Here is a 24931-nt window from a genome sequence, read left to right as displayed (position 1 = left end):
GTTCTCGTCCTGCCCACGGCCCGCGCGCATCCCGCCCGCGGGCCGTTTCGTTTTCCGCCTCCCAACTTCGGAGAGTCCCATGTCCGACAAGCTGATCATCTTCGACACCACCTTGCGCGACGGCGAGCAATCGCCCGGCGCTTCGATGACCAAGGACGAAAAGCTGCGCATCGCGCGGCAGCTCGAGCGGCTGCGGGTCGACGTCATCGAGGCGGGCTTCGCGGCGTCGAGCACGGGGGATTTCGAGGCGGTCAAGGCGATCGCCGACGTGATCAAGGAATCCACCGTCTGCTCGTTGGCGCGCGCCAACGATCGCGACATCGGGCGCGCCGCCGAGGCCTTGAAGGGCGCGGCACGTGCGCGCATCCACACCTTCATCGCGACCAGCGAGCTGCACATGGAGAAGAAGCTGCGCATGACGCGCGAGCAGGTGCTCGAGCAGGCGCGGCTCGCGATCCGTTTCGCGCGCAACCTGCGCGACGACATCGAGTTCTCGCCGGAGGACGGCTACCGCTCCGACCCGGACTTCCTCTGCCGTGTGCTCGAAGCGGTGATCGACGAAGGCGCGACGACGATCAACATCCCGGACACTGTCGGCTACGCGATTCCCGAGCTCTACGGCCACTTCCTGCGCCACCTGCGCGAGCGCGTGCCGAACGCGGACAAGGCGGTGTGGTCGGTGCACTGCCACAACGACCTGGGCATGGCGGTCGCCAACTCGCTGGCCGGCGTGAAGATCGGCGGCGCGCGCCAGGTCGAGTGCACGATCAACGGCCTGGGCGAGCGCGCGGGCAACTGCTCGCTCGAAGAGGTCGTGATGGCGGTGCGCACGCGGCGCGACCACTTCGGGCTCGAGGTCGGAATCGACACCACGCAGATCGTGCCGGCCTCGCGACTCGTTTCGCAGACCACCGGATTCATCGTGCAGCCGAACAAGGCGGTCGTCGGCGCCAACGCCTTCGCGCACGCCTCCGGCATCCACCAGGACGGCGTGCTCAAGGCGCGTGACACCTACGAGATCATGCGCGCCGAGGACGTGGGCTGGGCCGCGAACAAGATCGTGCTGGGCAAGCTGTCGGGCCGCAACGCCTTCAAGCAGCGCCTGAGCGAACTCGGCATCGAGCTCGAGAGCGAGGCGGACGTCAATGCCGCCTTCGCGCGCTTCAAGGATCTGGCCGATCGCAAGGCAGACATCTTCGACGAGGACATCATCGCCCTCGTCGGCGACGAGAGCGTCACGCACGAGCAGGAGACCTACCGTCTGCTGTCGCTCGAGCAGCAGTCAGGCACCGGTGAGCGCCCGCATGCGAAGGTCGCGTTCGCGGTCGGCGATGTCGAGCACCACGCGCAGAGCGACGGCAACGGCCCGGTCGATGCGAGCCTGAAGGCGATCGAGTCCAAGCTCGCAAGCGGCGCCGAGATGCTGCTGTATTCGGTCAACGCGATCACTTCCGGAAGCACCGAATCGCAGGGCGAGGTCACGGTGCGGCTGCAGCACGGAGGCCGGGTGGTCAACGGCGTAGGTGCCGACCCGGACATCGTCGTCGCCTCCGCCAAGGCCTACCTGTCGGCGCTCAACAAGCTGCACAGCAAGACCGAACGAGTCGCGGCGCAGGGCTGATCGAGAACGGCTTCACGGCTCGCTGTAACGCTCATGTAAGTTGGAGGAATTTCACCTAAGTTTTTGATCTTGAGCCTCTTTTTCCTTTGCCCTAGACTTCCGCCGGTTCAGTGATGTGGGGTCCGACATGGCGCAGGTTCAAGGGGTTCAAGCTTGGGTGTGGGGCCTGGCGATCGCGCTGCTGGCCGTGACCTTCTCGGTGTCCGAAGCCCGGGCCGCATCGCAAGGCAAGAACGAGCCGCGCCGTGCCGCCAAGCTCGAATCGGCCGGCGCGACCAAGGCGAAGGCGCGCGCGAAGCCACGGCGCAGCGCGGGCAAGCGTCGGGTCGTGATCGTGCAGCCCTCGTTCGGCGAGATCCAGGGTCTGCGGGCGACCGACGATCCGCTTGATCTGCGCTCCAGCGTCGCTCTCGTCGTCGATCAGGACACGAACGAGGTGCTGCTCGAGAAGAACGCCGAGGTCGTGCTGCCGATCGCCTCGTTGACCAAGCTGATGACCTCGCTGGTCGTCGTCGAGGCGACCCAGCCGCTCGACGAAGTGCTGACGATCTCGCAGGACGACGTCGACACCGAGAAGGGCAGCCGCTCGCGCCTGGCGGTCGGCACGCAGCTGACCCGCGGCGAATTGCTGCACCTGGCCTTGATGTCCTCGGAAAACCGCGCCGCGCATGCGCTCGGCCGTCACTATCCAGGCGGCCTCGAGGCCTTCGTGCGGGCGATGAACGCGCGCGCCGCGCTGCTCGGCATGGACCGCACGCGCTTTGTCGAGCCGACGGGTCTGTCGAACCGAAACCGTTCGACCGCAAAGGACCTGGTCACGCTGACGGCCGCCGCCTACGAGCAGCCGCTGATCCGTGAGCTTTCCACCTCGACCGAGCACGAGGTCGAGGTGCGGCATCGAACCGTTCACTTCCGCAACACCAACGGGCTGGTCGGCAACCCGGACTGGTCGATCGGGCTGCAGAAGACCGGCTACATCGCCGAGGCCGGCCGCTGCCTGCTGATGCAGGCGCAACTGGCGGGCCGCAAGCTGATCATGGTGTTCCTCGATTCGGCGGGGAAGTACTCGCGCATCGGCGACGCGCGCCGGGTGCGCGATTGGATCGAGGCCGCGCCGGCACCCGCACGTGGTACGCCGAGCGTGCTGCCGATTGCCGCGCCGCCGCAGGCACTCGCGCGGCCGCTGTCCTGAATCGCCGCGGCGCTCAGCCGCGGTAGCCGAGTGATGCGGAGATCTGCCGCGCGGTCTCGATCAGCGGCGTCATCCAGCCGGCTTCCAGCCGATCGGCCGGCGCCGAGATCGACAGCCCCGCGACCAGCTTCGGCTGATCGTCATAAATGCCCGCGGCGATGCAGCGCACGCCGGGCTCGAGTTCCTCGTCGTCGCGCGAGTGGCCGTCCTGGCGCACGCGCTCGAGCTCCTGCTCCAAGGCACCCAGCTCGGTGATGCTGTTGCGGGTGTGGCCCGCGAGCCCGGTGCGCTCGGCGTAGGCGCGTACCCGTTGCGGATCGTCTTGCGCGAGGAAGAGCTTGCCGACCGAGGTCAGGTGCAGCGGCGCATGACCGCCGACCGCGCGCACCACCTGCATGCCCGAGCGCTCGCTGTAGCTGCGCTCGATGTAGACGATCTCGTCGCCCTGACGCATCGAAAGATTCACCGGCTGATGCGTCAGCTGATGAAGCTCGCGCATTGGCCCGAGCGCCGCCTCGCGCACGTCGAGCCGGGCCTTCACCAAGTTGCCCAGCTCCAGCAGCCGCATGCCGAGCCGGTAGCTGCCGGTCTCGGGGCGATCGACATAGCGCCCGAGCGCAAGGTCGTTGAGGATGCGGTGCGCCGTCGACGGGTGCAGCCCGGTCTGTTCGCTGAGCTTCTTCAACGACACCGGATCCGGGCTCGAAGCCAGCACGTCGAGCAGCGACATCATCCGCTGCAGCACCTGGATCGCGGTGGCCGGAAGCTCGGGGCGGTTCATCGGCCGATTGTTGCTCAGCGCTCCGGCGGATCGCGCGGCGCACGGCCCGCGTCGCGGACGGGCTGCTACGCTTTCGCCTCTTGCTGAACCGTCGTCTCTCATGGCACTGAAGCAGACCGCCGCCGCGGCCATCACTCCGGAACTGCGCCAGTGGATCGGCGAGCAGACGCGCGCCGGCCATGGCCCGCAGGTCCTGCTCGAATCCATGAAGACCAGCGGCTGGCAGGAAGACACCGCGCTCGATGCGCTGGAGATCGTGCTCGGCGAGATGCTCGAGTCGCAGAAGACCCAGGCGATCACCGCGCTTGCGGTGCCCGAGCCGCCGGTGGCCGGCTCGCCGAGCCGCATTTGGGCGCACGACCGCGAGGTCGGCATCGTGATGGCGATGCGTTCCCCGCGGGTGATCGTGTTTTCGGGGCTGCTGTCGGACGAGGAGTGCGACGAGCTGGTCGCGCTGTCGCGCGAGCGCCTGGCGCGCTCGCACACCGTCGACACCGCCACCGGCGACAGCGAGGTGAACGAAGCGCGCACCAGCGACGGCATGTTCTTCACCCGCGGCGAGAACGAACTGGTGACGCGCTTCGAGACCCGGCTCGCGGCGCTGTGCGGCTGGCCTCTCGAGAACGGCGAGGGCCTGCAGATCCTGCATTACCGGCCCGGCGCCGAATACAAGCCGCATTACGACTACTTCGACCCGGCCAAGCCCGGCACGCCGGTGATCTTGAGGCGTGGCGGCCAGCGCGTGGCCACGATCGTCACTTACCTCAACACGCCCGAGGCCGGCGGCGGCACGACCTTCCCGGACGTCGATCTCGAAATCGCGGCGGTCAAGGGCAACGCGGTCTTCTTCAGCTACGACCGCCCCGACCCGGCCACCCGCAGCCTGCACGGAGGCGCGCCGGTGGTGGCCGGCGAGAAGTGGGTCGCGACGAAGTGGCTGCGCTCGGGACGCTTCGACTGAAGCCGACGACACCGCCCGGGCCGAGCAGCCGCTGAAGTCGCCGGGGCGGCAGCCCGGCCGCTGAACCTGACCCGCCGTGTCGTTCGATGCCCTGCGCTCGACTCAGCGCGACGAACCACGCCCCGACGAACGTCCGCCGCCAGCGCTGCGACGGCCACCGCCACCGCCACCGCCACCGCCACCGCCGCGTCGTTGGCCTTGGCCGCCGGCGCGCGGCTGCGCGTTCGAGGTCGGCGCAAGCCGCCGGCCGCTGCCGTTGAGCGTCTGCCGGCCGATCTGAATCGGCTGTGCCTTCGCGTTCGGGTCCGGCTCGAACCCCTTGACCACCGCCACCGGCACGCTGCGCTTGATCAGCTTCTCGATGTCGCGCAGGAAGCCCGCTTCGTCCACGCACACCAGCGAGATCGCCTCGCCCTGCGCGCCCGCGCGGCCGGTGCGGCCGATGCGGTGCACGTAGTCCTCGGGCACGTTGGGCAGCTCGAAGTTGACGACGTGCGGGAGCTGGTCGATGTCGATGCCCCGTGCGGCGATATCGGTCGCCACCAGCACCTGCAGGTCGCCACTCTTGAAGTCGGCGAGCGCCTTCGTCCGCGCGGTCTGGCTCTTGTTGCCGTGGATCGCCATCGCGGTGATGCCTTGCTCGTTCAGGTACTCGGTGAGCCGGTTGGCGCCGTGCTTCATCCGGCAGAACACCAGCACCTGGTGCCAGTCGCCGTGCTTGATGAGGTGCACGAGCAGCTCCTTCTTCTTCTCGCGATCGACCGGGTGAATCTTCTGCGTGATCGCCTCGACCGTGCTGTTGCGCCGCGCGACCTCGATCACCTGCGGCTTGTTCAGCAGCCGGTCGGCGAGCGCCTTGATCTCGTCGCTGAAGGTGGCCGAGAACAGCAGGCTCTGCTTGGCCTTCGGCACGATCGCCAGCACCTTCTTGATGTCGTGGATGAAGCCCATGTCGAGCATGCGATCGGCCTCGTCGAGCACGAAGATCTCGACGCGGCTCAGGTCGAGCGTGCCCTGCTGGTGGTGGTCGAGCAGGCGGCCCGGCGTGGCGACCAGGATGTCGACGCCGCGCTTGAGGCGGTCGACCTGCGGCTGCATGCCGACGCCGCCGAACATCACCATCGAGCTGAATTTCGCGTGCTTGCCGTAGATGCGCACGCTTTCCTCGACCTGGGCCGCCAGCTCGCGCGTCGGCGTGAGGATCAGCGCGCGAACCGGCGACTTGCCGCGCGCGTCCTTGAGCGCCGGCTTGGCCATCAGCCGCTGCAGCATCGGCAGCACGAAGCCGGCGGTCTTGCCGGTGCCGGTCTGGGCGCCGGCGAGCAGGTCACCGCCTTGCAGCACGGCCGGGATGGCCTGGGTCTGGATGGGCGTCGGCGTGGTGTAGCCGGTCTCGGCAATGGCGAGCAGCAGGGGCTCGGCGAGCCCCAGTTCCTTGAATGACATTTTTTCTGGCGCCTCGAAGGCGCTGTCTCGGTCCGCCGCGGCGAGGCTGGAAGCTCGCGCGCCAGTCACGGACTCGAAGGCAGGAAGGGAGGTCGGAAGCGACCGCAGCGCGTGGACTGGAACGTCGCGCCGCTGGGCTGCATTGTATCGACGCGCCTCGACGGCTCAGCGTCGAGAAGGCCCTGCTGGGTCGTCCTTCTTCGGACTTGGCTGGGCGTCGATGCCGATGAAGCCGGCGCGGTTCGGCATGCGCACGGCGGCGAGCGACGCGGCATCGAGCTCGGCATCGGCGGCGATCACACCGTCGCTGGCGAGCAGCCAGGCGACCAGCGCATAGACCGCGTCGGCGTTCAGCGAGCCGGGCGCGGCCATCGGCTTGCTGCGGCGGATGAAGTCGAACAGCGTCGTCGCATGCGGCCAGTACAGGCCGATGGTCTTGTCGGGGTAGGCGCTCGTCAGCGGTTCGCTGCCGCCGACCAGTTCTTCCGCGCTCGCGCCGCGACCGCGCGCACCGTGGCAGGCGGCGCACTGGCTCGCGAACAGCGCGGCGCCTTGCGTCGCGTTGCCGCGGCCGCTCGGCAGGCCGCGGCCGTCGGGGAAGACGTCGAGGTCGAAGCGTGCGGCCGCGGCTTCGGCGACCGGCGTGCCGAGCCTTGGCGCCGGCACGGGCGGCGCATTCGCACAGCCGGCCAGCATCGCCGCGATCAGCGCCGCCTCACGCATAGACGTGCGTCACCGCGCCCTCGTCATCGACGGCCCAGGCGACGATGCCGTTGTAGTGGAAGTAGCCGTTGAGCCCGCGTTGCGCGACGAGCGCGGCGCGCTCGGGCTGGACGGCACCGGTCGCGTCGATCGCGCGGCTCTTGAGCACCGCGGGCGAGCCGTCCCAGCGCCAGGCAGCCCGGAAGCGCGTCATGCATTTCGCGAGCACCGGCTCCTGCAAGGCCGCTTCGGCCCAACTCCTGCCGCCGTCGGCCGAGACCTCGACCCGCCTGACCTTGCCGCGCCCGCTCCAGGCGTAGCCGCGGATCTCGTGAAAGCCGCGCTCCTTCAAGCGCTGCCCGTGCGACGGCGAGGTGATCAGCGACTTGACCTCCATCACGAAGCTGAACTGGCGCGCGCGGCCGTCGGCTTGCAGCTCGGTGTACTTCGCGGTCTCGTTGCGCGCCATCACCGGCTCGCTCGTGAGGTGCAGCCGGCGCAGCCATTTGACGTTGAGCACGCCTTCCCAGCCGGGCAGCACCAGGCGCAGCGGGTAGCCGTTCTCGGGCCGCAGCCGCTCGCCGTTCTGGAACAGCGCGACGATGGCGTCGTCGCGCAGCTTGGCGAGCGGCACGCTGACGTTCATCGCGAAGGCATCGGCGCCTTCGGCGATCGCCCAGCTCGCGCCGGCGTCCGCGCCGGCCTCGTCGAGCAGCAGCGACAGCGGCACGCCGGTCCATTCGCTGCACGAGATCAGGCCATGGAAGCTGCCCGGCCCGCGCTGGATCGGCTCGGGGTGCCAGCCCGCGTTGCTGTTGCCGCCGCATTCGATGAAGACGAGGCGGGAAGCCATCGGGTAGCGCAGCAGCCGGTCGACGCTCCACTGCATCGGCTGCTTCACCTTGCCGTGGATCAGCAGCCCGTGGCGCGCGGGGTCGATCTCCGGCACGCCGTTGTGATGCCGCTCGAAGTGCAGCCCGCTCGGCGTGATGAAGCCTTCGAGATCCTCCAGCGGCGTCATCGCGACGCCGTTGCCCGGCAGCATGCGGTTGCCGCTGATGCGGCGGATCACCTGCTGTTCGTGCTTCGACGGCTGACCGTAGATGGTGAACGGCCGCCCCGGCGTCTTCATCCACTCGGGGCGGATCTCGTCGGCGCTCGCCGCCGCCGGCAGCGCGGTGGCAAGCACCAGACCGCGGTGCAGCAGCGCTCGTCGGTGCAGCAGACCGCCGCCAGCGGCCGGCGTCAGCGCGTCGTCGCTCAAATCGCCGATCAAGCGGCCGAGCGCACCGGGATCGCGCTCTGGAACCTGCGCTCCTGGTTGTCGATGACCTCGGCGCGCAGCTCGCCCTCGGCCTTGCCCGGCACGAACCAGAAGCGCAGCGACGGGTTCTCGCTGATCGTGAAGTCGACGTCGGCGCTCAGCACCGGCTTGCCGGCGTAGCTGACTGCCACGCTCTTCACATAGTGCGGCGCCGGCGCGAGCCGCGTCAGCTGGTCGATGGCGAGGCCGGAAATGTTGGGGTGGCTGACCATCAACTGCGCCAGCAGCGGCTTGCCTGCGACCGGCTCGCCCTCCAGCTTCAGCTTCATCCGGCCGAGCGTGGCGAGCGCCTCGGCCATGTCCTTGCCCGCAGGCGCCGAGCAGCCGCCCGAAGCCTTCACGTAGCGCTTGTCCATCACGAGCTTGCCGTCGTTCAGCTCGGCCACCGCGCGCACGTGGGTGTACTCCTCAATGCGCACGCGCGTCTCGATCTCGGCGCGGCCGCTGGTCGGCGTCAGATCGAAGCGCACGCCCACCGGCGACGGGTTGCGGTCGATCACCAGCCACAGCTTGCGGATCCAGCGCTCGGGCGTCTGCACCATCGGGGTGTGGATCGCGATCGGCACCACCGCGCCGTCGGCGGCGCGCACCGGCGTCTCGAGCTCGACGATGCCCTTGGCGTTCTCCGAAATCGGCCGGCCCTCAAAGACGCCCTTGCGGACGGCCTGCCAGCGCTCGTTGTCGGCGGTGTCGTCGGCGGCTCGGCCTAGCAGCGGCCACAGGCCGAGCGCCGCGGGCAGGCCGATGCGGGCCAGCCGGGCGCCCGGGTCGGGCGCCTGTGGGAGGTCGTTGAAAGGCGCGCGGTGCTGCTGGTCGGCCATCGTCTTCTCCTGCGCCGGCGTCGGGCTGCCGACCGCGGGATCATGCGCCGATCGCTCGGGCTTGTCTGCGCCGGGGTTCCCCGAAGCACCCTCGGCGACAATCCCGGCTGCCCCGAAAACGCTCCTCCGCGAAAGCGACGCCATGGCCCAGTACGTCTACACGATGAACCGCGTCTCGAAGACGGTTCCTCCCAAGCGCCAGATCCTCAAGGACATCTCGCTGAGTTTCTTCCCCGGCGCCAAGATCGGCGTCCTGGGGCTGAACGGCTCCGGCAAGTCGTCGCTGCTGAAGATCATGGCCGGCCTCGACAAGGAGATCGACGGCGAGGCCGTGCCGATGCCCGGCATCAAGATCGGCTACTTGCCGCAGGAGCCGCAGCTCGATGCCGAGCAGACGGTTCGCGAAGCCGTCGAACAGGGCATCGGCGGCGTGCTGGCGGCGAAGAAGCGGCTCGACGAGGTCTATGCCGAGTACGCCGAGCCCGATGCCGATTTCGACAAGCTCGCCGCCGAGCAGGCCGAGCTGGAAGCGCAGATCGCCGCGGCCGGCTCCGAGAACACCGACCTGCAGCTCGAGATCGCCGCCGACGCGCTGCGCCTGCCGCCATGGGACGCGACGATCGGCAAGCTCTCCGGCGGCGAGAAGCGCCGCGTCGCGCTGTGCCGGCTGCTGCTGAGCCAGCCCGACATGCTGCTGCTCGACGAGCCGACCAACCACCTCGACGCCGAGTCGGTCGAGTGGCTCGAGCAGTTCCTCAAGCGCTTCCCCGGCACCGTGGTCGGCATCACTCACGACCGCTACTTCCTCGACAACGCGGCCGAGTGGATCCTCGAACTCGACCGCGGCCGCGGCATCCCGTGGAAGGGCAACTACACCGACTGGCTCGAGCAGAAGGACAAGCGTCTCGACGCCGAGCAGAAGCAGGAAGAGGCCCACGCGAAGGCGATGAAGGCCGAGCTCGAATGGGTGCGCAAGAACGCGAAGGGCCGCCAGGCCAAGAGCAAGGCGCGCCTGGCCCGCTTCGAGGAATTGAGCGACGTCGAATACCAGAAGCGCAACGAGACCAACGAGATCTTCATCCCGGTGGCCGAGCGGCTGGGCAACGAGGTGATCGAGTTCACCAACGTCAGCAAGAGCTTCGGCAACCGCGTGCTGATCGACGACCTGAGCTTCAAGGTGCCGGCCGGTGCGATCGTCGGGATCATCGGCCCGAACGGCGCCGGCAAGTCGACGCTGTTCCGCATGATCGGCGGCAAGGAGCAGCCCGACAGCGGCACGGTGCGCATCGGCCCGACGGTGAAGATGGCCTTCGTCGACCAGACCCGCGAATCGCTCGAAGGCGACAAGACGGTGTGGGAGGACGTCTCGGGCGGGCTCGACAACATCGTGGTCGGCAAGTTCACGATGCCCTCGCGCGCCTACATCGGCCGCTTCAACTTCAAGGGCAACGACCAGCAGAAGCTGGTGAAGAACCTCTCCGGCGGCGAACGCGGCCGGCTGCACCTGGCGAAGACGCTGGCGCAGGGCGGCAACCTGCTGCTGCTCGACGAGCCCTCGAACGACCTCGACGTGGAGACGCTGCGCGCGCTGGAAGACGCGCTGCTCGAGTTCGCCGGCTGCGTGATGGTCATCAGCCACGACCGCTGGTTCCTCGACCGCATCGCGACCCACATCCTCGCCTGCGAGGGCGACTCGAAGTGGTTCTTCTTCGACGGCAACTACCAGGAGTACGAAGCCGACAAGAAGAAGCGTCTGGGCGAGGAGGGCGCGAAGCCCAAGCGCATCCGCTTCAAGGCCTTGAAGTAGCGCCCCGTCTTTCTTTCCTGCGAGGAATGTCGATGAAGTCGATCGTCTGGGCGCGCCGCGCCTGCCTCCTTTCGATGCTCGTGGCCGCGGTGGGCATGTCCAGCGGCTGCGCGAGCATCAAGGCCGCGCATGCGCAAAGCCTGGCGACCGCGCGCGGCGCGTCGGCGCCGGGCGCCGCGGCGTCCGCGCCAGCCGGCGCGCGCCCCGACCCGGCGGCCCCGAAGCCCTTCGACGAGGTGATCAAGGGGGCCACCCGGCAGGCCGGCTGGCTTCCTTTGTGGCGCAAGGACGAGAAGCTCTGGCTCGAACTCGCGCCCGAGCAGTTCGACAAGCCGCTGCTGTTCTCCGTGAACATCAGCCAGTCGGTGGGCGAGCGCGGGCTCTACGCGAGCCAGATGGGGCCGTCGTGGCTCGTGACCTTCCGCAAGACCGGCGCGCAGCAGGTGCAGTTGGTCGCGCTCAACACCGGCTGGATCGCGGACAACGCGCCGATGAAGGCGACGGTCGAGCAGGCCTTCGCCGAAAGCCTGCTCGGCTCGACCGCGATCGCGAGCGGTGCGCACAAGGACAGCAAGGCGGTGCTGATCGACGCCGGCTTCCTGCTGGCGGATCTGCCGGGCTACTCGACCCGTCTCGAAGCCGCCTACCGGCTGCCGATGAACCTCGACCGCGGCAACTCCTATTTCGACAAGGCGCGCGCGACCGAGGACATGACGACGCTGAATGCGCGCATCCACTTCGCGACGTCGCGCATCCCCGCGCCGCCGCTGACGCCGCCGCCGGTGCCGACGCCCGGCCCGTCGAAGACCGCGCCCGACCCGCGCAGCGTCTTCGTCGGCTACGTCTACAACTTCATGAAGCCGGCCGCCACGCCGATGGCGCAGCGCAGGACCGATCCGCGCCTCGGCCACTTCTTCGACGTGGTGACCGACCTCAGCAACGACCTGAAGCCCGAGCCCCGCCAGCACCTGGTGACGCGCTGGCGGCTCGAGAAGAAGGACCCGTCCGCGGCGATCAGCGAGCCCGTGCAGCCGGTCGTGTTCTGGATCGACAAGAACGTGCCTCAGCGCTACCGGAAGTCCGTCGAGGACGGCATCCTCGAGTGGAACAAGGCGTTCGAGAAGATCGGCTTCAAGGACGCGCTCGTCGCGAAGCAGCAGCCCGACGACGCCGACTGGGACAACATGGACGGCCGGCATGCGTCGATCCGCTGGTTTGTCGGCGCCGACGTCGGCTTCGCGATCGGCCCCAGCCATTCCGACCCGCGCACCGGCGAAATCTTTGACGCCGACATCGGCATGAGCGATGTCTTCGGCCGCGGCCAGCGCCGCGCGATCGTCGAAGATTTCGGCACCGCGACCGGCCTGCCAGCGTTCGGCAAGCGCGCCGAGCTGCCGGCCACCTGGCACAAGCATGGCGCCGCGGCCTGCCAGTACGCGCACGAGGCGGTCAGCGAAATGGATTTCGCGCTCGACATCCTCGAAGCCCGCGGCGATCTCGCGCCCGACAGTCCCGAGGCCGAGGCCTTCGTGCAGTCGGTGATCAAGGACGTGATCACCCACGAGGTCGGCCACACCCTCGGCCTGAAGCACAACTTCAAGGGCTCCACCGTCGTCACCCGCGAACAGCTGCGCGACAAGGACTTCACCGAGACCAAGGGCATCTCCGGCTCGGTGATGGACTACAACGCCTACAACATCCCGTTGAAGGGCGAGCGCGCCGGCGCGCTGAACCTGACGACGATCGGGCCCTACGACTACTGGGCGATCGAGTACGCCTACAAGCCGATCGAGGCCGGCAGCGAGAAGGCCGAGCTGGAGAAGATCGCCGCCCGCAACACCGACCCGCTGCTCGCCTACGCCGACGACGCCGATGCCGGCGGCATCCCCGGCAACGACGGCATCGATCCGCTCGCCAACCGGTTCGACCTCGGCGACGACCCGCTCGACTACTACCGCAAGCGGCTGAGCCTGTCGCGCGAGCTGTGGGAGCGCGTGCAGGAGCGCCAGCCTGCGCCGGGCGACGACGCGGTGCGCCAGCGGCGCGTGCTGCTGAGCGGCTTCCGGCAGCTTGGTCGGGCCTCGGAGCTGGTCGGCAAGTACGTCGGCGGCATGAACACCGTGCGCGACCTGCCCGGCAGCACCGGCCGGCTCGCGTTCGCGCCGGTCGATCCGGCCAAGCAGCGCGACGCGCTGCAGTTCCTCTCGAAGGGCCTGTTCACCGCCGACAGCTTCCGCTTCAAGCCGGAATTCCTCGCCAGCCTCTCGCCCGACTACAACGAATGGGAGCGCGGCGGCCTGGTCAGCGTGCCGTCGGCGGTGCTCGCGGTGCAGACGACGGCGCTCGACCGGCTCATGAGCCCCGGCACCGCCTCGCGCCTGCTCGACCTGCCGATGTACGTGCCCGAGAGCCAGCGCCGCGGCCTGATTTCGCTGCCCGAGGTCTACACGACCCTGCAGGACGCGGTGTGGAGCGAATTGAAGACCGGCGCCGAGATCGACCGCCTGCGGCGCAACCTGCAGCGCGAGCATCTGCGCCGCGTGCAGACGCTGCTGACCAAGGGCTCGCCGCTGCCGCCCGACGCGGTGAGCCTCGTGCGGGTCAATGCCGTGGAGCTGCAACGCCAGCTGCAGAAGGCGCAAGGCGCGTCGAGGCTTTCGGCCGAGTCGCGCGCGCACCTGCAGGACAGCCTGTCCTTGCTGACCGAGGCGCTCAAGGCTTCGATGATCCGCGGGTGAACGAGGCTTGCACGCCGGCGCCGCCCGGCGCGGCGTCGGCTCCGCCGGTGCCTCCGGATTTTCGCGAGGCGCTGCGCTGGTGGTTCAAGCTCGGCTGCATCGGCTTCGGCGGGCCGGCCGGGCAGATCGCGCTGATGCATGCGGAGCTGGTCGAGCGCCGTCGCTGGATCTCCGAGCGCCGCTTCCTGCACGCGCTCAACTACTGCATGCTGCTGCCCGGCCCGGAGGCGCAGCAGCTCGCGACCTACATCGGCTGGCTGATGCACCGCACCGCCGGCGGGTTGGCCGCCGGGCTGCTGTTCGTCGCGCCCTCGCTGGTGCTGCTGATCGCGCTGTCGTGGCTCTACGCCGCGCAGGGCGGGCAGCCGTGGCTGCAGGCGCTGCTGTACGGCGTGCAGCCGGCCGTCGTCGCGCTGGTGGTGCAGGCGGCGTGGCGGCTGGGCGGCAAGGCCTTGAAGACGCCGTTGCATGTCGCGCTCGCGATCGGCTCGCTGGCGGCCATGGTGGCCGGCGTGCCGTTTCCTCTCGTGCTGCTGGTGGCGGCGCTGGCCGGCTGGGCGCAGGGCCGACGGCGTCCGCCGCCGCCGAGCCCGCCCGTGCACGCGCCGAGCCGCGGATCGCACGCGCCGGCGTGGATCGACGACGACACGCCGAGCCCGCCGCACGCCCTCGGCGGCCGCGCCCGGCTGCTGCGCGTGGTCGCCCTCGGTCTGGCCCTGGGGGCTGCGGTCTTCGCGGCGCTGGTCGCCTGGCGCGGCCTCGACGCGATGCCGGCCGCAATGGCCGCCTTCTTCACGAAGGCGGCGCTGCTGACCTTCGGCGGCGCCTACGCGGTGCTGCCCTACGTGGTGCAGGGTGCGGTCGAGCAGCACGGCTGGCTGAGCGGCGCGCAGATGCTCGCCGGCCTGGCGCTCGGCGAATCGACGCCCGGTCCGCTGATCATGATCGTGGCCTTCGTCGGCTTCCTCGGCGGCTGGCAGCAGCCCTTCGTCGAGGCGCCGTTGCTCGCGGGCGTGATCGGTGCCGGCGTCGCGAGCTTCTTCACCTTCTTGCCTTCGTTCGTGTTCATCCTGGCCGGCGCGCCGCTGGTCGAGGCGACGCGCGACGACCTGCGCTTCACCGCCCCGCTGGCCGGCATCAGCGCGGCGGTGGTCGGGGTGATCGCCCAGCTCGGGCTCTACTTCGCGGGCCAGGTGTTCTGGCCGCAGGGCCCGGCGGCCGGCGGGCGCTTCGATGCGGTCGCGCTGCTGATCGCGGTGGCCGCGGCCGTCGCGCTGATCCGCCTGCGGCTCGGTGTGCTGCCGGTGCTCGCGGCCTGTGCGGTGGCCGGCATCGCGATGCGCTCGGTGTCCGGCTGAAACGCCGCGCGGCCCGTCGCCGGACCCCGCGGCGCCGTGCTTCGTCGCACCGCGCGCCCGCGCGCATTGGCAGCGCCGAGCCGCCCGGCTATGGTCGGCGCGATGTCATCGTCCGCCGCTTCGTCCGCCGCCGCGCCCGGCCGCTGGCTCGAGGGGCTGGGCCCCTCGCGCATCGGCCTCGCGCTCGCGATCGGCAGCGTCGCCGCGCTGGCGCTGAACCCGATCTTCGTCACGCCCTTCTGGCAACTGTGGGCGCGCGGGCTGCTGATCGCGCTGGCCTTGACGCTCGCCTACACGCTGGCCGGCAACTGGCGCCAGACGAAGGTGCCGCGCTGGCACGTGCAGATCCTCGCGGTCGTGCTGCTCGCGCCCGTGTGCGCGGCGATCGACGGGCTCTGGGACAGCGGCGGCAGCGTCGCCGAGCTGCTCGCCAACCGCAAGCTGGTGCTGGGCTTCGTGTGGATCACGTTCTCCAGCCTCGGCATCGGCCTGCTGGTGACGATGCTGGCGCTGATCCGGGAGCGCGAGGCGCAGGTCAATGCGCAGGCGCTGCGGTTCGCGCTCGAACGCGAGACGCTCGAACGCCAGGCGCTCGACGCGCGGCTGCGCCTGATGACCGCGCAGATCGAGCCGCACTTCCTGCTCAACACGCTGGCCAACGTGCAGGCGCTCGTCGAAGGCGGCTCGCCGCGCGCCGCGCCGGTGCTCCAAAGCCTGATCGCCTACCTGCGCGCCGCGATGCCGCGCCTGCGCAGCGTCAAGCTCACGCTCGGCGACGAACTCGCGCTGGTGCGCGCCTACCTCGAAGTGATGGGCATGCGCATCCCCGATCGCCTGAGCTTCGCGATCGACGTGCCCGAGGCGCTGCACGCCGAGCCGTTTCCTTCGATGGCGCTGCTGACGCTGGTCGAGAACGCGGTGCGCCACGGCATCGATCCGGCCGAGGCCGGCGGGCGCATCGAGGTCGGCGCGCGCCGCATCGAAGCCGACGGTTCGCCGCTCGCCGGCGGCCTGCACGTGTGGGTCGAGGACAGCGGCGTCGGGCTCGATGCCACCGCGCCGCCGGGCCAGGGCCTGGCGAACCTGCGCGAGCGCGTCGCCGCGTTCTACGGGCCGGCCGCGCGGCTGGCGCTCAGCGAGCCGCGGGCGGCCGGCGCCAGCGGCGGCCGCGGCCTGCGCGCCGAACTCCGGCTGCCGCCGCCGCGCGCAACCGCGGCCGACGCGCGATGAGCGAACGCCGCCGGCCGCGCGCGATCGTCGCCGACGACGAGCCGCTGCTGCGCGAGCACCTGATCGCGCAGCTGGCGTCGCTGTGGCCGCAGCTGGAGGTCGTCGCGCAGGCGCGCAACGGCCGCGAGGCCGTGGCCGCGGTCGAGGCGCACGCGCCCGACATCGCCTTTCTCGACATCCACATGCCCGGCCTGAACGGCATCGAGGCGGCGCGCACGATCGGCGCGCGAGGGATGGGTACCGCGCTGGTGTTCGTCACTGCCTACGAGCAGTACGCGGTCCAGGCCTTCGAGCGCGGCGCGATCGATTACCTGATCAAGCCTTTCGAGCCGCAGCGGCTGGCCGACACGGTGGCGCGGCTGCGCGAGCGCGTCGCGGCGCGCGGCACGCACGCCGCGCACGGCGGCGCGGCGATCGACGCGGTGCTCGACGAGCTGTCCGCGCGGCTGCGCAGCCTGGGCGCCACGAAGCCGTGGCTCGCCTGGATCAAGGCCTCGGTCGGCCCGAACCTGCGGCTGATCCCGGTCGACGAGGTGATCTACCTGCGCAGCGACGAGAAGTACACGCTCGTCGCCTGGACCGGCGGCGATGCGCTGATCCGCCGGCCGATCCGCGAGCTGATCGAGGAGCTGGATCCGCAGCGCTTCGTGCAGATCCACCGTTCGACCATCGTCAACCTCCGCGCGGTCGCGCAGGTGGTGCGCGGCCCGAACGAGACGGCTGACGTGCAGCTGAAGGCCCGGCCCGAGCTGTTGCCGGTCAGCCGCACCTACCTGCACGTGTTCCGGCAGATGTGAAGCGCTCGGCATCGGCGCGGCCCGGATGTCACGGAAGGCGAGGGCGGCCTCCTAAAATCGCGGGCTGTTCCGATGGAGTCCGCCTTGCGTTTTCGAGTCGATTGGTTCGCCGCCCTTGTGCTGGCCCTGTGCGGCGCGAACGGCTGGGCCGAAGGGGCACCGGCGCGTGCGCCGATCTTCGTGCTGAACTCGCTCGACGCATCCATCAGCGTCGTCGATGCCGAGAGCTTCACCGAGACGAAGCGCATCGCCACCGGCAAGGAGCCGCACCACCTCTACCTCTCGCCCGACGAGAAGTCGCTGCTGGTCGCCAACGCGATGAGCGATTCGCTGACGCTGATCGACCCGAAGACCGGCGAGGTCCAGCGCACCGTGACTGGCATCGACGATCCGTACCACCTCGCGTTCTCGCCCGACATGAAGTGGTTCGTGACCGCCGCGAACCGGCTCGACCACGTGGCGATCTACCGCTGGCTCGGCCGCGACGCGCCTGAGCCGTTCAAGCTGATCGCGAAGGTCGCCGCGCGCAAGACGCCGAGCCACCTGGCGATCGATCGCGCGAGCAGCGTGGTCTACGCGAGCCTGCAGGACAGCGACGAGATCACCGCGATCGACCTGGCGACGCAGAAGACGCGCTGGACGGTGCCGACCGGCAAGCTGCCCGCCGACGTCTACCTGAGCCCGGACGACAAGCGACTGCTGGTCGGCCTGACCGGCGACGAGTTCGTCGAGGTGTTCGACGTGTCGGGCGCCGAAGCGAAGTCCGTCAAGCGCATCCGCACCGGCGCAGGTGCCCACGCCTTTCGCGGCTGGGGCGATGGCCGGCACGTGCTGGTCAGCAACCGCGTCGCGAACACGATCAGCCGGATCGATCTCGAAAGCCTGGAAGTCACCGACACCTACCCGGCACCGGGCGGCCCCGACTGCATCGACGTGATGACCGCCGCCGACGGCAGCAAGACGATCCTCGTGACCTCGCGCTGGGCGCGCAAGCTGACCGCGATCGATCCGGTCAAGCGCAAGGTGGCGCGGCAGGTGGCGGTCGGCCGCTCGCCGCACGGCGTATGGACGCTGGACCATGCGCCAAGAAGATGACGTCCCGCCCCGTCGCGGCTTCGCCGCGCCCCTCCGGGGGGGCGCCGCTGGCGGCCCGGCGAAGCCGGTTCCGCGGCGGCTGCTGCGTTGGCGTCTTGCTCTCTCGTGCATCGTGCTGGCGACGGCCTCTGCGAATGCCTGCGACAAGCCGGTCTACCTGACGTTCGACACCGGCCACATGGGCGTCGCGCCGATGGTGGCCGAGGTGCTGAAGCGCCAGGGCGTGAAGGTCACCTTCTTCCTCGCGAACGAGCCGACCCGCACCGGCGGCAGCAGCCTCGACGACGTCTGGGCACCGTGGTGGAAGGCGCGCGCGGCCGAGGGCCACGCCTTCGGCTCGCACACCTGGGACCACTGGATCTGGCGGGGCGACCTTTCGCGCGGCGGCAAGACCGGCTTCGTCTTCCAGCCGACCGCCGGCAACGGGCCGCGCGGCCGCCTCGAAGCCGACGCGCAGGACTACTGCACCGAGCTGAGCCGGCCGATGCAGCGCCTCGAGGCGATAACCGGCCAGCGGGGCCTGCCGCTGTTCCGCGCGCCCGGCGGCAAGACCTCGAAGGCGCTGCTCGAGGCGGCCGGGCGCTGCGGCTACAAGCACGTCGGCTGGTCACCCGCGGGCTTCCTCGGCGACGAGCTGCCGAGCGACGCGCATCCGAACGACGAGCTGCTCGCCAAGGCGCTGCGCGACATCCGCCGCGGCGACGTGCTGCTCGCGCACCTGGGCATCTGGTCGCGGCAAGACCCGTGGGCGCCGGCGGTGCTGGAGCCGCTGATCGAAGGGCTCAAGCAGCGCGGCTTCTGCTTCGCCACGCTGGCCGAGCATCCGGCGCATCGGGGCTGGATCGAAAGCCATCCGCGATGAGCGGCGCGAGTCTTTCGAGCGTGAACGCCCCCTCTGCGCAGCTGCGCGCAGCGCACGAGGGGCGAGCTTGACCGACCTGTTCGCCACCGTGCAGCAGGGGCTCTTCGAGTCTTTGGTGCAGCCGCTGCTCTACGCCGCAGGCCTCGGCCATCTGCTCGAGGACGCCTTCGAGGCGACCGGCTGGCTGCTCGTGGGGCTGCTGCAGATCGGCGTGATGCTGCTGTTGATCGCGCCGCTGGAGCGCTGGCGACCGGTCGAGCCGCCGGCGGCGGATGCGGCCGAGCGCGCGCAGCAACGCAAGGCGGTGCGGGTCGACGTGGTCTACACGCTGCTGCATCGGCTCGGCGCGTTCCGGCTGCTGCTGTTCTTCACGATCGACCCGCTGTGGGACGCGCTGTTCGGCACGCTCAGCCTGCATGGCCACGGCGGCGGGCAGCTCGATGCCGTCTTCGCCGGCTGGCGGCCCGGCCTGACCGACACCGCGCTGTTCGCGTTCGCGGTCTATCTGGTCGTGTTCGACTTCGCCGACTACGCGATCCACCGCGGCCAGCACGGCCTGCAAGCCTGGTGGGCGCTGCACGCGCTGCACCATAGCCAGCGCCGCATGACGATGTGGAGCGACAGCCGCAACCACCTGCTCGACGACCTGCTGCGCGACGTGCTGCTCGTGCTGCTGGCGCGCGCGATCGGCGTGCCCCCGGCGCAGTTCGTCGCGGTGGTGGCGGTGACGCAGCTGCTTGAAAACCTGCAGCACGCCAACCTGCGCCTGGGCTTCGGCCGCGTCGGCGAACGGCTCCTCGCGAGCCCGCGCTTCCACCGGCTGCACCACGCGATCGGCGTCGGGCATGAATCGCACGGGCAGGGCAGCCTGGGCGGCTGCAACTTCGCGGTGCTCTTTCCGGTGTGGGACGTGATCTTCGGCACCGCCAACTTCGATCGCCGCCTCGAGCCGACGGGCATCCGCGACCAGCTGGCCCCGTCGAGCCGCGACTACGGCCGAGGTTTCTGGTCGCAACAGTGGCTGGGCCTGAAGCGCCTGGCGGGCCGAGGTTGATGCGCGCGCTCGCCGATCTGGGCGACGCCTTCTGGCGCGCGGTCGCAAGCTCGATGCGGCCGAGCGTGATCGCGCTGAGCCTGCTGCCGCTGGCCTTGACGGGCGCGGCGGCCGGGTTGCTCGGCTGGTTCTTCTGGCAGGACGCGACCGACGCCGTCGCCGCCGCGCTGTACGGATCGGGGCTCGCGCAGCCGGCGCTCGCGTGGCTCGATGCCCTCGGCGCGCAGGCGCTGCGGATGGTGCTGGTGCCATTGATCGTCGTGGGCCTGACGGTGCCGGTGCTGGTCGTCGCGACACTGCTCGCGGTGGCCTGGCTGATCGCACCGCGGTTGACCCGGCTGGTCGCGACGCGGCGTTTTCCCGCGCTGGAACGGCGCGGCTCGGCGGGCTTCGTCGATGGCCTCGCGCGTTCGTTGGGCGCGACGGCGGTCGCCCTGCTGGCGCTGATCGCGACGCTGCCGCTGTGGCTGGTGCCGCCGTTCACGCTGCTGCTGCCGCCGCTCATCTGGGGCTGGCTCAACGCGAAAGTGATGGCGTTCGACGCGCTCGCGGCCCATGCCACGGCCGACGAGCGCCGGACCTTGCTGCGCTCGCATCGCTGGCCGCTGCTGCTGATCGGCATCGCGACCGCCGGCGCCGGCGCCGCACCGGCCCTGCTGTGGGCCTTCAGCGCGACGACGCTGGTGTTCGCGCCGGTGCTGATCGTGCTGTCGGTGTGGGTCTACACCCTGGTGTTCATCGGCGCGTCGCTGTGGTTCGCGCACTACGCGCTGGCGGCGCTCGCGCGGCTGCGCGCGGCGCAGCCGGCCGGCGCGGTGGTCGATGCGGTCGACGTGATCGATGTCGACGCGGCGACGCCGGTGCGCGAGCCGTGCTCCGCGCTCGCGACGGAAGGAGAACCATGAACTTCGGATTGATCATCGTCGGCGACGAGATCCTCTCGGGCAAGCGCGCCGACGCGCATCTCGCCAAGACGATCGCCCTGCTCGGCGAACGCGGGCTCGCCCTGAGCTGGGCGCGCTACGTCGGCGACGAGCGCGAGCGCATCGCCGCGACGCTGCGCGAGGCCTTCGCCAGCGGCGACGCCGTCTTCAGCTGCGGCGGCATCGGCGCGACGCCCGACGACCACACGCGGCAGGCCGCAGCCGCCGCGCTCGGCGTGCCGCTGGTGCTGCACCCGCTCGCCAAGGAAAGGATCGTCGAGCGCATGCGCGAGGTCGCCGCCGAGCAAGGCACGAGCTACGACGCCGACCGGCCCGACAACGTGCACCGGCTCAACATGGGCGTGTTCCCGCAAGGCGCCGAGATCATCGAGAACCCGTACAACAAGATTCCCGGCTTCACCTGCGCGAGCCCCACGAGCCGCGGCGCCGTTCACTTCCTGCCCGGCTTTCCGGTGATGGCCTGGCCGATGATGGCCGCGGTGCTCGACACGCGCTACGCCGACCGCCACGGCCAGGCGCGCACCCGGGAGCGCTCGGTCGTCGTGTACGGCGCGGCCGAGGCGGCGCTGACGCCGTTGATGGAGGCGATCGAAGCGCGCTTCGCCGGCCTGAAGGTGTTCAGCCTGCCGAGCGTCGACCATCCGCAGCACGGCCGGCACGTCGAACTCGGGGTCAAGGGCGGCGAGGCAGCGCAGGTCGAGCAGGGCTTCGCTGCGCTGCTCGAAGGCCTGCGCGCCGCCGAGGCGAAGCTCGGCCCAACGATGGTGCGCGGCGCGACGACGTGAACCTCGGCGGTGCGTGTCGGCACCGTCGGGGCGCAGGTAGGGGCCGAAAGCCGCGAAACACAGCGCCGGACGCCCCGCAGACCGCCCTGCTTTGGGCATGCTTTCTGCTAAATTGCCCGGCCCCTTCGGGGCGCTCCGCAGCGCTGGAAGAGGCTGCCGAGCCGGCGAATCCATCCCCTCGAAAACCAGCCCCCGCTAGGAGCACTTGATGGCCAGCAAGACCGTTGCCGACGTGATGAAGATGGTGAAGGAGAACGAAGTCAAGTTCATCGACTTCCGTTTCACCGACACCCGCGGCAAAGAGCAGCACGTCAGCGTCCCGCTGTCCGCTTTCGACGAAGACAAGTTCACCTCCGGTCACGCCTTCGACGGCTCCTCGATCGCGGGCTGGAAGGGCATCGAAGCCTCCGACATGCTGCTGATGCCGGACCCGGCCACCGCCAACATCGACCCGTTCTTCGAAGAGCCGACGCTGATCCTGACCTGCGACGTGCTCGAGCCCACCGACGGCAAGCCCTACGAGCGCGACCCGCGCTCGCTCGCGAAGCGCGCCGAGGCCTACCTGAAGAGCAGCGGCATCGGCGACGCGGCCTATTTCGGCCCGGAGCCCGAGTTCTTCGTGTTCGACAGCGTGCGCTGGAGCGCCGACATGTCGGGCAGCTTCGTGAAGATCGAATCGGAAGAGGGCGCCTGGAACAGCGCGAAGGAATACGAGCACGGCAACACCGGTTTCCGCCCGGCGGTGAAGGGCGGCTACTTCCCGGTGCCGCCGGTCGACAGCTTCCAGGACATGCGCAGCGAGATGTGCCTGATCCTCGAAGCGCTCGGCATCCCGGTCGAAGTGCACCACCACGAGGTCGCGACGGCCGGCCAGATGGAACTCGGCACGAAGTTCAGCACGCTGGTGCAGCGCGCCGACTGGCTGCAACTGCAGAAGTACGTGGTGCACAACGTCGCGCACACCTACGGCAAGACGGCCACCTTCATGCCCAAGCCGATCGTCGGTGACAACGGCAGCGGCATGCACGTGCACCAGTCGGTCTGGAAGGACGGCAAGAACCTGTTCGCGGGCGACGGCTACGCGGGCCTCAGCGAGTTCGCGCTGTACTACATCGGCGGGATCATCAAGCACGCGCGCGCGCTCAACGCGATCACGAACCCGGGCACCAACAGCTACAAGCGCCTCGTGCCCGGTTTCGAGGCGCCGGTGAAGCTGGCCTACTCGGCGAAGAACCGCTCGGCGTCGATCCGCATTCCCTACGTCTCGAACCCGAAGGGCCGCCGCATCGAGGCGCGCTTCCCCGATCCCACCGCGAACCCCTACCTCGCGTTCAGCGCGCTGCTGATGGCCGGCCTCGACGGCGTCGAGAACAAGATCCATCCCGGCGAGGCCGCCACGAAGGATCTTTACCACCTGCCGCCGGAAGAGGACGCGAAGATCCCGACCGTCTGCCACAGCCTCGACCAGGCGCTCGACTACCTCGACAAGGAGCGCGCCTTCCTGACGAAGGGCGGCGTGTTCACCGATGCCTACATCGACGCCTACATCGAACTGAAGATGCAGGAGGTCACGCGCTTCCGGATGACCACGCATCCGATCGAGTTCGACATGTACTACAGCCTCTGATCGCTACTTTCTCGACGAAAGGGGACGGCCTTGCCGTCCCCTTTCTCTTTGGCAGATCGTTGGCGGAAGTCGGGTGCACGTCACGCCGGCCAGAGGCGTTGATCGCGGAGGGGCGGCTACAGTGCCCCGGCACCCAGGAGCGCAGGATGACGACGAGAGCTTGGCTGTTCGCAGCCGTCGCGACGATGCAGGTGGCCGCCGTGTCGGCGCAGGAGCGCGTCGTCTACAAGTGCCCGGGCAACCTCTACACCGACACGCTCACCGCGAAGGAAGCCGCGGCACAAGGCTGCAAGACGCTCGAAGGTGCGCCGGTCACGGTGATCCAGGGTCCGCAGCGGCGCGGCCCGGCGCCTTCGACCGACAGCGCCTCGCGCGGCGCCGATTCGCGCGTCGATCCGAACGACCAGCGCTCGCGCGACAGCGACAAGCGCCGCATCCTCGATGCCGAGTTGCGCCGGGAGGAAGAGCGCCTCGCCGCGCTGAAGAAGGAATACAACGGCGGCCAGCCCGAGCGCCGCGGCGACGAGAAGAACTACCAGAAGTACCTCGACCGCACCGCCGAGCTGAAGGCGAGCGTCGAGCGCTCCGAAAGCGACGTCGCCGCGCTGCGCCGCGAACTCGCCAAGCTGCCGGCGCCCTGAGGCCGCAGCGCCGCTCGCCGTGACGCAACGCGAGCCGGTCTTCGCGATCCCGCTCGGCCTGCCGCCGGGCCATGCCGGCTTCGATCTGCTCGCGACGATGGTCGCCATCGTGCAGCCCCAGGGCCGCTGCCTGTTCGCCAACGCGGCCTTCGAGAACGTGCTGGGCCTGTCGAGGCGCCATGTCTTGAAGCGCGACTGGTTCGAATGGTTCGTCGATGCCGAGGTGCTGCGCGACACGGTCGCCGCGGTCGCGCGCAACGAGTTCTCGACCAGCCGGCTCGACGCCGAGATCAAGCGCCCCATCGGCGCGAGCGGCGAGCCGCTGCAGGTGCACGTGATCGTCAACCAGATGGAGCGCAGCGACGCCACGCTCGTCGAACTGATCGAGGTCGGCCAGCAGACGCGGCTCGACCGCGAGGAGCGCACGCTCGACCAGGTGCAGGCGAACAAGGAGCTGATCCGCAACCTCGCGCACGAGATCAAGAACCCGCTCGGCGGCATCCGCGGCGCAGCGCAGCTGCTCGAGATGGAGGTCGCGGCCAGCAAGGGCCTGACCGAATACACGCAGGTGATCATCCGCGAGGCCGACCGGCTGCAGGCGCTGGTCGACCGGCTGCTCGCGCCGCACCGCCGCCCGCACGTGGCGAGCGACGTGAACATCCACGAGGTGTGCGAGCGGGTTCGCTCGCTGATCGTCGCCGAGTTCCCGCGCGGCCTCGCGATCGAGCGCGACTACGACACCTCGATCCCCGACATCCGCGGCGACCGCGAGCAACTCATCCAGGCGGTGCTCAACATCGCGCACAACGCGGCGCAGGCGCTGGCCGAACGCATCGCGCGCGGCGATGCACGCATCATGCTGCGCACCCGCATCGCGCGGCAGGTCACGCTGGGCAAGCAGCGCTTCCGTTTGGCACTGGAATTGCATATCGAGGACAACGGCCCCGGCATCCCCGAGTCGATCCGCGATCGCGTCTTCTACCCGCTGGTGTCGGGTCGCGATGGCGGGTCGGGCTTGGGGCTGACGCTGGCGCAGACCTTCGTGGCGCAGCACCAGGGCACGATCGAATGCGAGAGCGAGGCGGGCCGCACGCTGTTCAAGATCACGATGCCGCTGGCCTGAAACGCACACATGTGCCGGGCCG

21 protein-coding genes are annotated in these 24931 nt (G+C 69.9%); 16 read left to right on the top strand and 5 right to left on the bottom strand.

What is annotated here, in order from left to right:
- Window positions 1-79: 79 nt before the first annotated feature.
- Both VFR90_RS14440 and pbpG read left to right on the top strand, forming a co-directional pair.
- Entirely contained in the window at window positions 80-1621 is a 1542-nt protein-coding gene (locus VFR90_RS14440; protein WP_326406837.1) for a 2-isopropylmalate synthase, read from the top strand.
- A gap of 127 nt (window positions 1622-1748) precedes the next feature.
- Window positions 1749-2813 carry a D-alanyl-D-alanine endopeptidase gene (gene pbpG / locus VFR90_RS14435; protein ID WP_326406836.1) on the top strand — a complete coding sequence of 355 codons (1065 nt, stop codon included), beginning with the start codon at window positions 1749-1751 and terminating at the stop codon, window positions 2811-2813.
- A 13-nt stretch (window positions 2814-2826) separates the two neighbouring features.
- Here pbpG and VFR90_RS14430 read toward each other — a convergent pair whose 3' ends face one another.
- On the bottom strand, window positions 2827-3594 hold the full coding sequence (locus VFR90_RS14430; protein ID WP_326406835.1) for an IclR family transcriptional regulator: 768 nt from the start codon (window positions 3592-3594) through the stop codon (window positions 2827-2829).
- Window positions 3595-3694: 100 nt separating this feature from the next.
- On the opposite strand from VFR90_RS14430, the gene VFR90_RS14425 reads away from it, so the two are divergent.
- A complete protein-coding gene (locus tag VFR90_RS14425) occupies window positions 3695-4555 on the top strand; it encodes a 2OG-Fe(II) oxygenase (protein ID WP_326406834.1) in 861 nt (286 codons plus the stop codon).
- A 102-nt stretch (window positions 4556-4657) separates the two neighbouring features.
- On the opposite strand, the gene VFR90_RS14420 is transcribed toward VFR90_RS14425, so the two are convergent.
- The 4 genes from VFR90_RS14420 to VFR90_RS14405 all read right to left on the bottom strand — a co-directional run bounded on the left by VFR90_RS14420 (window position 4658) and on the right by VFR90_RS14405 (window position 8848).
- Window positions 4658-6001, bottom strand: coding sequence for a DEAD/DEAH box helicase (locus tag VFR90_RS14420; RefSeq protein WP_326406833.1), 1344 nt, complete (start codon window positions 5999-6001; stop codon window positions 4658-4660).
- A gap of 165 nt (window positions 6002-6166) precedes the next feature.
- Window positions 6167-6724: a c-type cytochrome gene (locus tag VFR90_RS14415; RefSeq protein ID WP_326406832.1), complete on the bottom strand. Its 558-nt coding sequence runs from the start codon at window positions 6722-6724 to the stop codon at window positions 6167-6169.
- On the bottom strand, window positions 6717-7967 hold the full coding sequence (soxC, locus tag VFR90_RS14410) for a sulfite dehydrogenase (protein ID WP_326406831.1): 1251 nt from the start codon (window positions 7965-7967) through the stop codon (window positions 6717-6719). The genes VFR90_RS14415 and soxC overlap by 8 nt, the downstream gene beginning before the upstream one ends.
- Before the next feature lie 8 nt (window positions 7968-7975).
- Window positions 7976-8848 (bottom strand): quinoprotein dehydrogenase-associated SoxYZ-like carrier, encoded by an 873-nt coding sequence (locus tag VFR90_RS14405; RefSeq protein WP_326406830.1) that lies wholly within the window; start codon window positions 8846-8848, stop codon window positions 7976-7978.
- Between the two features lie 142 nt (window positions 8849-8990).
- Between VFR90_RS14405 and ettA the strand changes: the two genes are divergently transcribed.
- The 13 genes from ettA (at window position 8991) to glnL (ending at window position 24909) form a co-directional block, all read left to right on the top strand.
- A complete protein-coding gene (ettA, locus tag VFR90_RS14400) occupies window positions 8991-10655 on the top strand; it encodes an energy-dependent translational throttle protein EttA (protein ID WP_326406829.1) in 1665 nt (554 codons plus the stop codon).
- A gap of 32 nt (window positions 10656-10687) precedes the next feature.
- On the top strand, window positions 10688-13393 hold the full coding sequence (locus VFR90_RS14395) for a zinc-dependent metalloprotease (RefSeq protein WP_326406828.1): 2706 nt from the start codon (window positions 10688-10690) through the stop codon (window positions 13391-13393).
- Between the two features lie 47 nt (window positions 13394-13440).
- Window positions 13441-14751, top strand: a complete 1311-nt coding sequence (gene chrA / locus VFR90_RS14390) for a chromate efflux transporter (RefSeq protein WP_326406827.1) — start codon at window positions 13441-13443, stop codon at window positions 14749-14751.
- Window positions 14752-14853: 102 nt separating this feature from the next.
- Window positions 14854-15981: a sensor histidine kinase gene (locus tag VFR90_RS14385; protein ID WP_326406826.1), complete on the top strand. Its 1128-nt coding sequence runs from the start codon at window positions 14854-14856 to the stop codon at window positions 15979-15981.
- Complete coding sequence (locus tag VFR90_RS14380; protein ID WP_326406825.1) at window positions 15978-16778, top strand: LytR/AlgR family response regulator transcription factor; 801 nt, start codon at window positions 15978-15980, stop codon at window positions 16776-16778. The genes VFR90_RS14385 and VFR90_RS14380 overlap by 4 nt, the downstream gene beginning before the upstream one ends.
- Before the next feature lie 72 nt (window positions 16779-16850).
- Window positions 16851-17873, top strand: a complete 1023-nt coding sequence (locus tag VFR90_RS14375) for a YncE family protein (protein ID WP_414676540.1) — start codon at window positions 16851-16853, stop codon at window positions 17871-17873.
- Window positions 17857-18735 carry a polysaccharide deacetylase family protein gene (locus tag VFR90_RS14370; protein WP_414676539.1) on the top strand — a complete coding sequence of 293 codons (879 nt, stop codon included), beginning with the start codon at window positions 17857-17859 and terminating at the stop codon, window positions 18733-18735. The genes VFR90_RS14375 and VFR90_RS14370 overlap by 17 nt, the downstream gene beginning before the upstream one ends.
- A 67-nt stretch (window positions 18736-18802) precedes the next feature.
- Window positions 18803-19789: a sterol desaturase family protein gene (locus VFR90_RS14365; RefSeq protein ID WP_326406824.1), complete on the top strand. Its 987-nt coding sequence runs from the start codon at window positions 18803-18805 to the stop codon at window positions 19787-19789.
- Complete coding sequence (locus tag VFR90_RS14360; protein WP_326406823.1) at window positions 19789-20694, top strand: EI24 domain-containing protein; 906 nt, start codon at window positions 19789-19791, stop codon at window positions 20692-20694. The genes VFR90_RS14365 and VFR90_RS14360 overlap by 1 nt, the downstream gene beginning before the upstream one ends.
- A complete protein-coding gene (locus VFR90_RS14355) occupies window positions 20691-21518 on the top strand; it encodes a competence/damage-inducible protein A (RefSeq protein WP_326406822.1) in 828 nt (275 codons plus the stop codon). The genes VFR90_RS14360 and VFR90_RS14355 overlap by 4 nt, the downstream gene beginning before the upstream one ends.
- 208 nt (window positions 21519-21726) lie before the next feature.
- A complete protein-coding gene (gene glnA, locus VFR90_RS14350) occupies window positions 21727-23145 on the top strand; it encodes a type I glutamate--ammonia ligase (RefSeq protein ID WP_326406821.1) in 1419 nt (472 codons plus the stop codon).
- 146 nt (window positions 23146-23291) lie between these two features.
- Window positions 23292-23786, top strand: coding sequence for a hypothetical protein (locus VFR90_RS14345; RefSeq protein WP_326406820.1), 495 nt, complete (start codon window positions 23292-23294; stop codon window positions 23784-23786).
- Between the two features lie 97 nt (window positions 23787-23883).
- The gene (gene glnL, locus VFR90_RS14340) at window positions 23884-24909 is read left to right on the top strand and encodes a nitrogen regulation protein NR(II) (RefSeq protein WP_326406867.1); all 1026 of its coding nucleotides are present in this window, start codon (window positions 23884-23886) and stop codon (window positions 24907-24909) included.
- Window positions 24910-24931 lie beyond the last annotated feature (22 nt).

This window comes from Methylibium sp. (genome assembly GCF_035762065.1).
Lineage (GTDB): Bacteria > Pseudomonadota > Gammaproteobacteria > Burkholderiales > Burkholderiaceae_C > Methylibium.
Note: the sequence above shows the minus strand (reverse complement) of the source record. Positions and strands in the feature narration are given on the sequence as shown.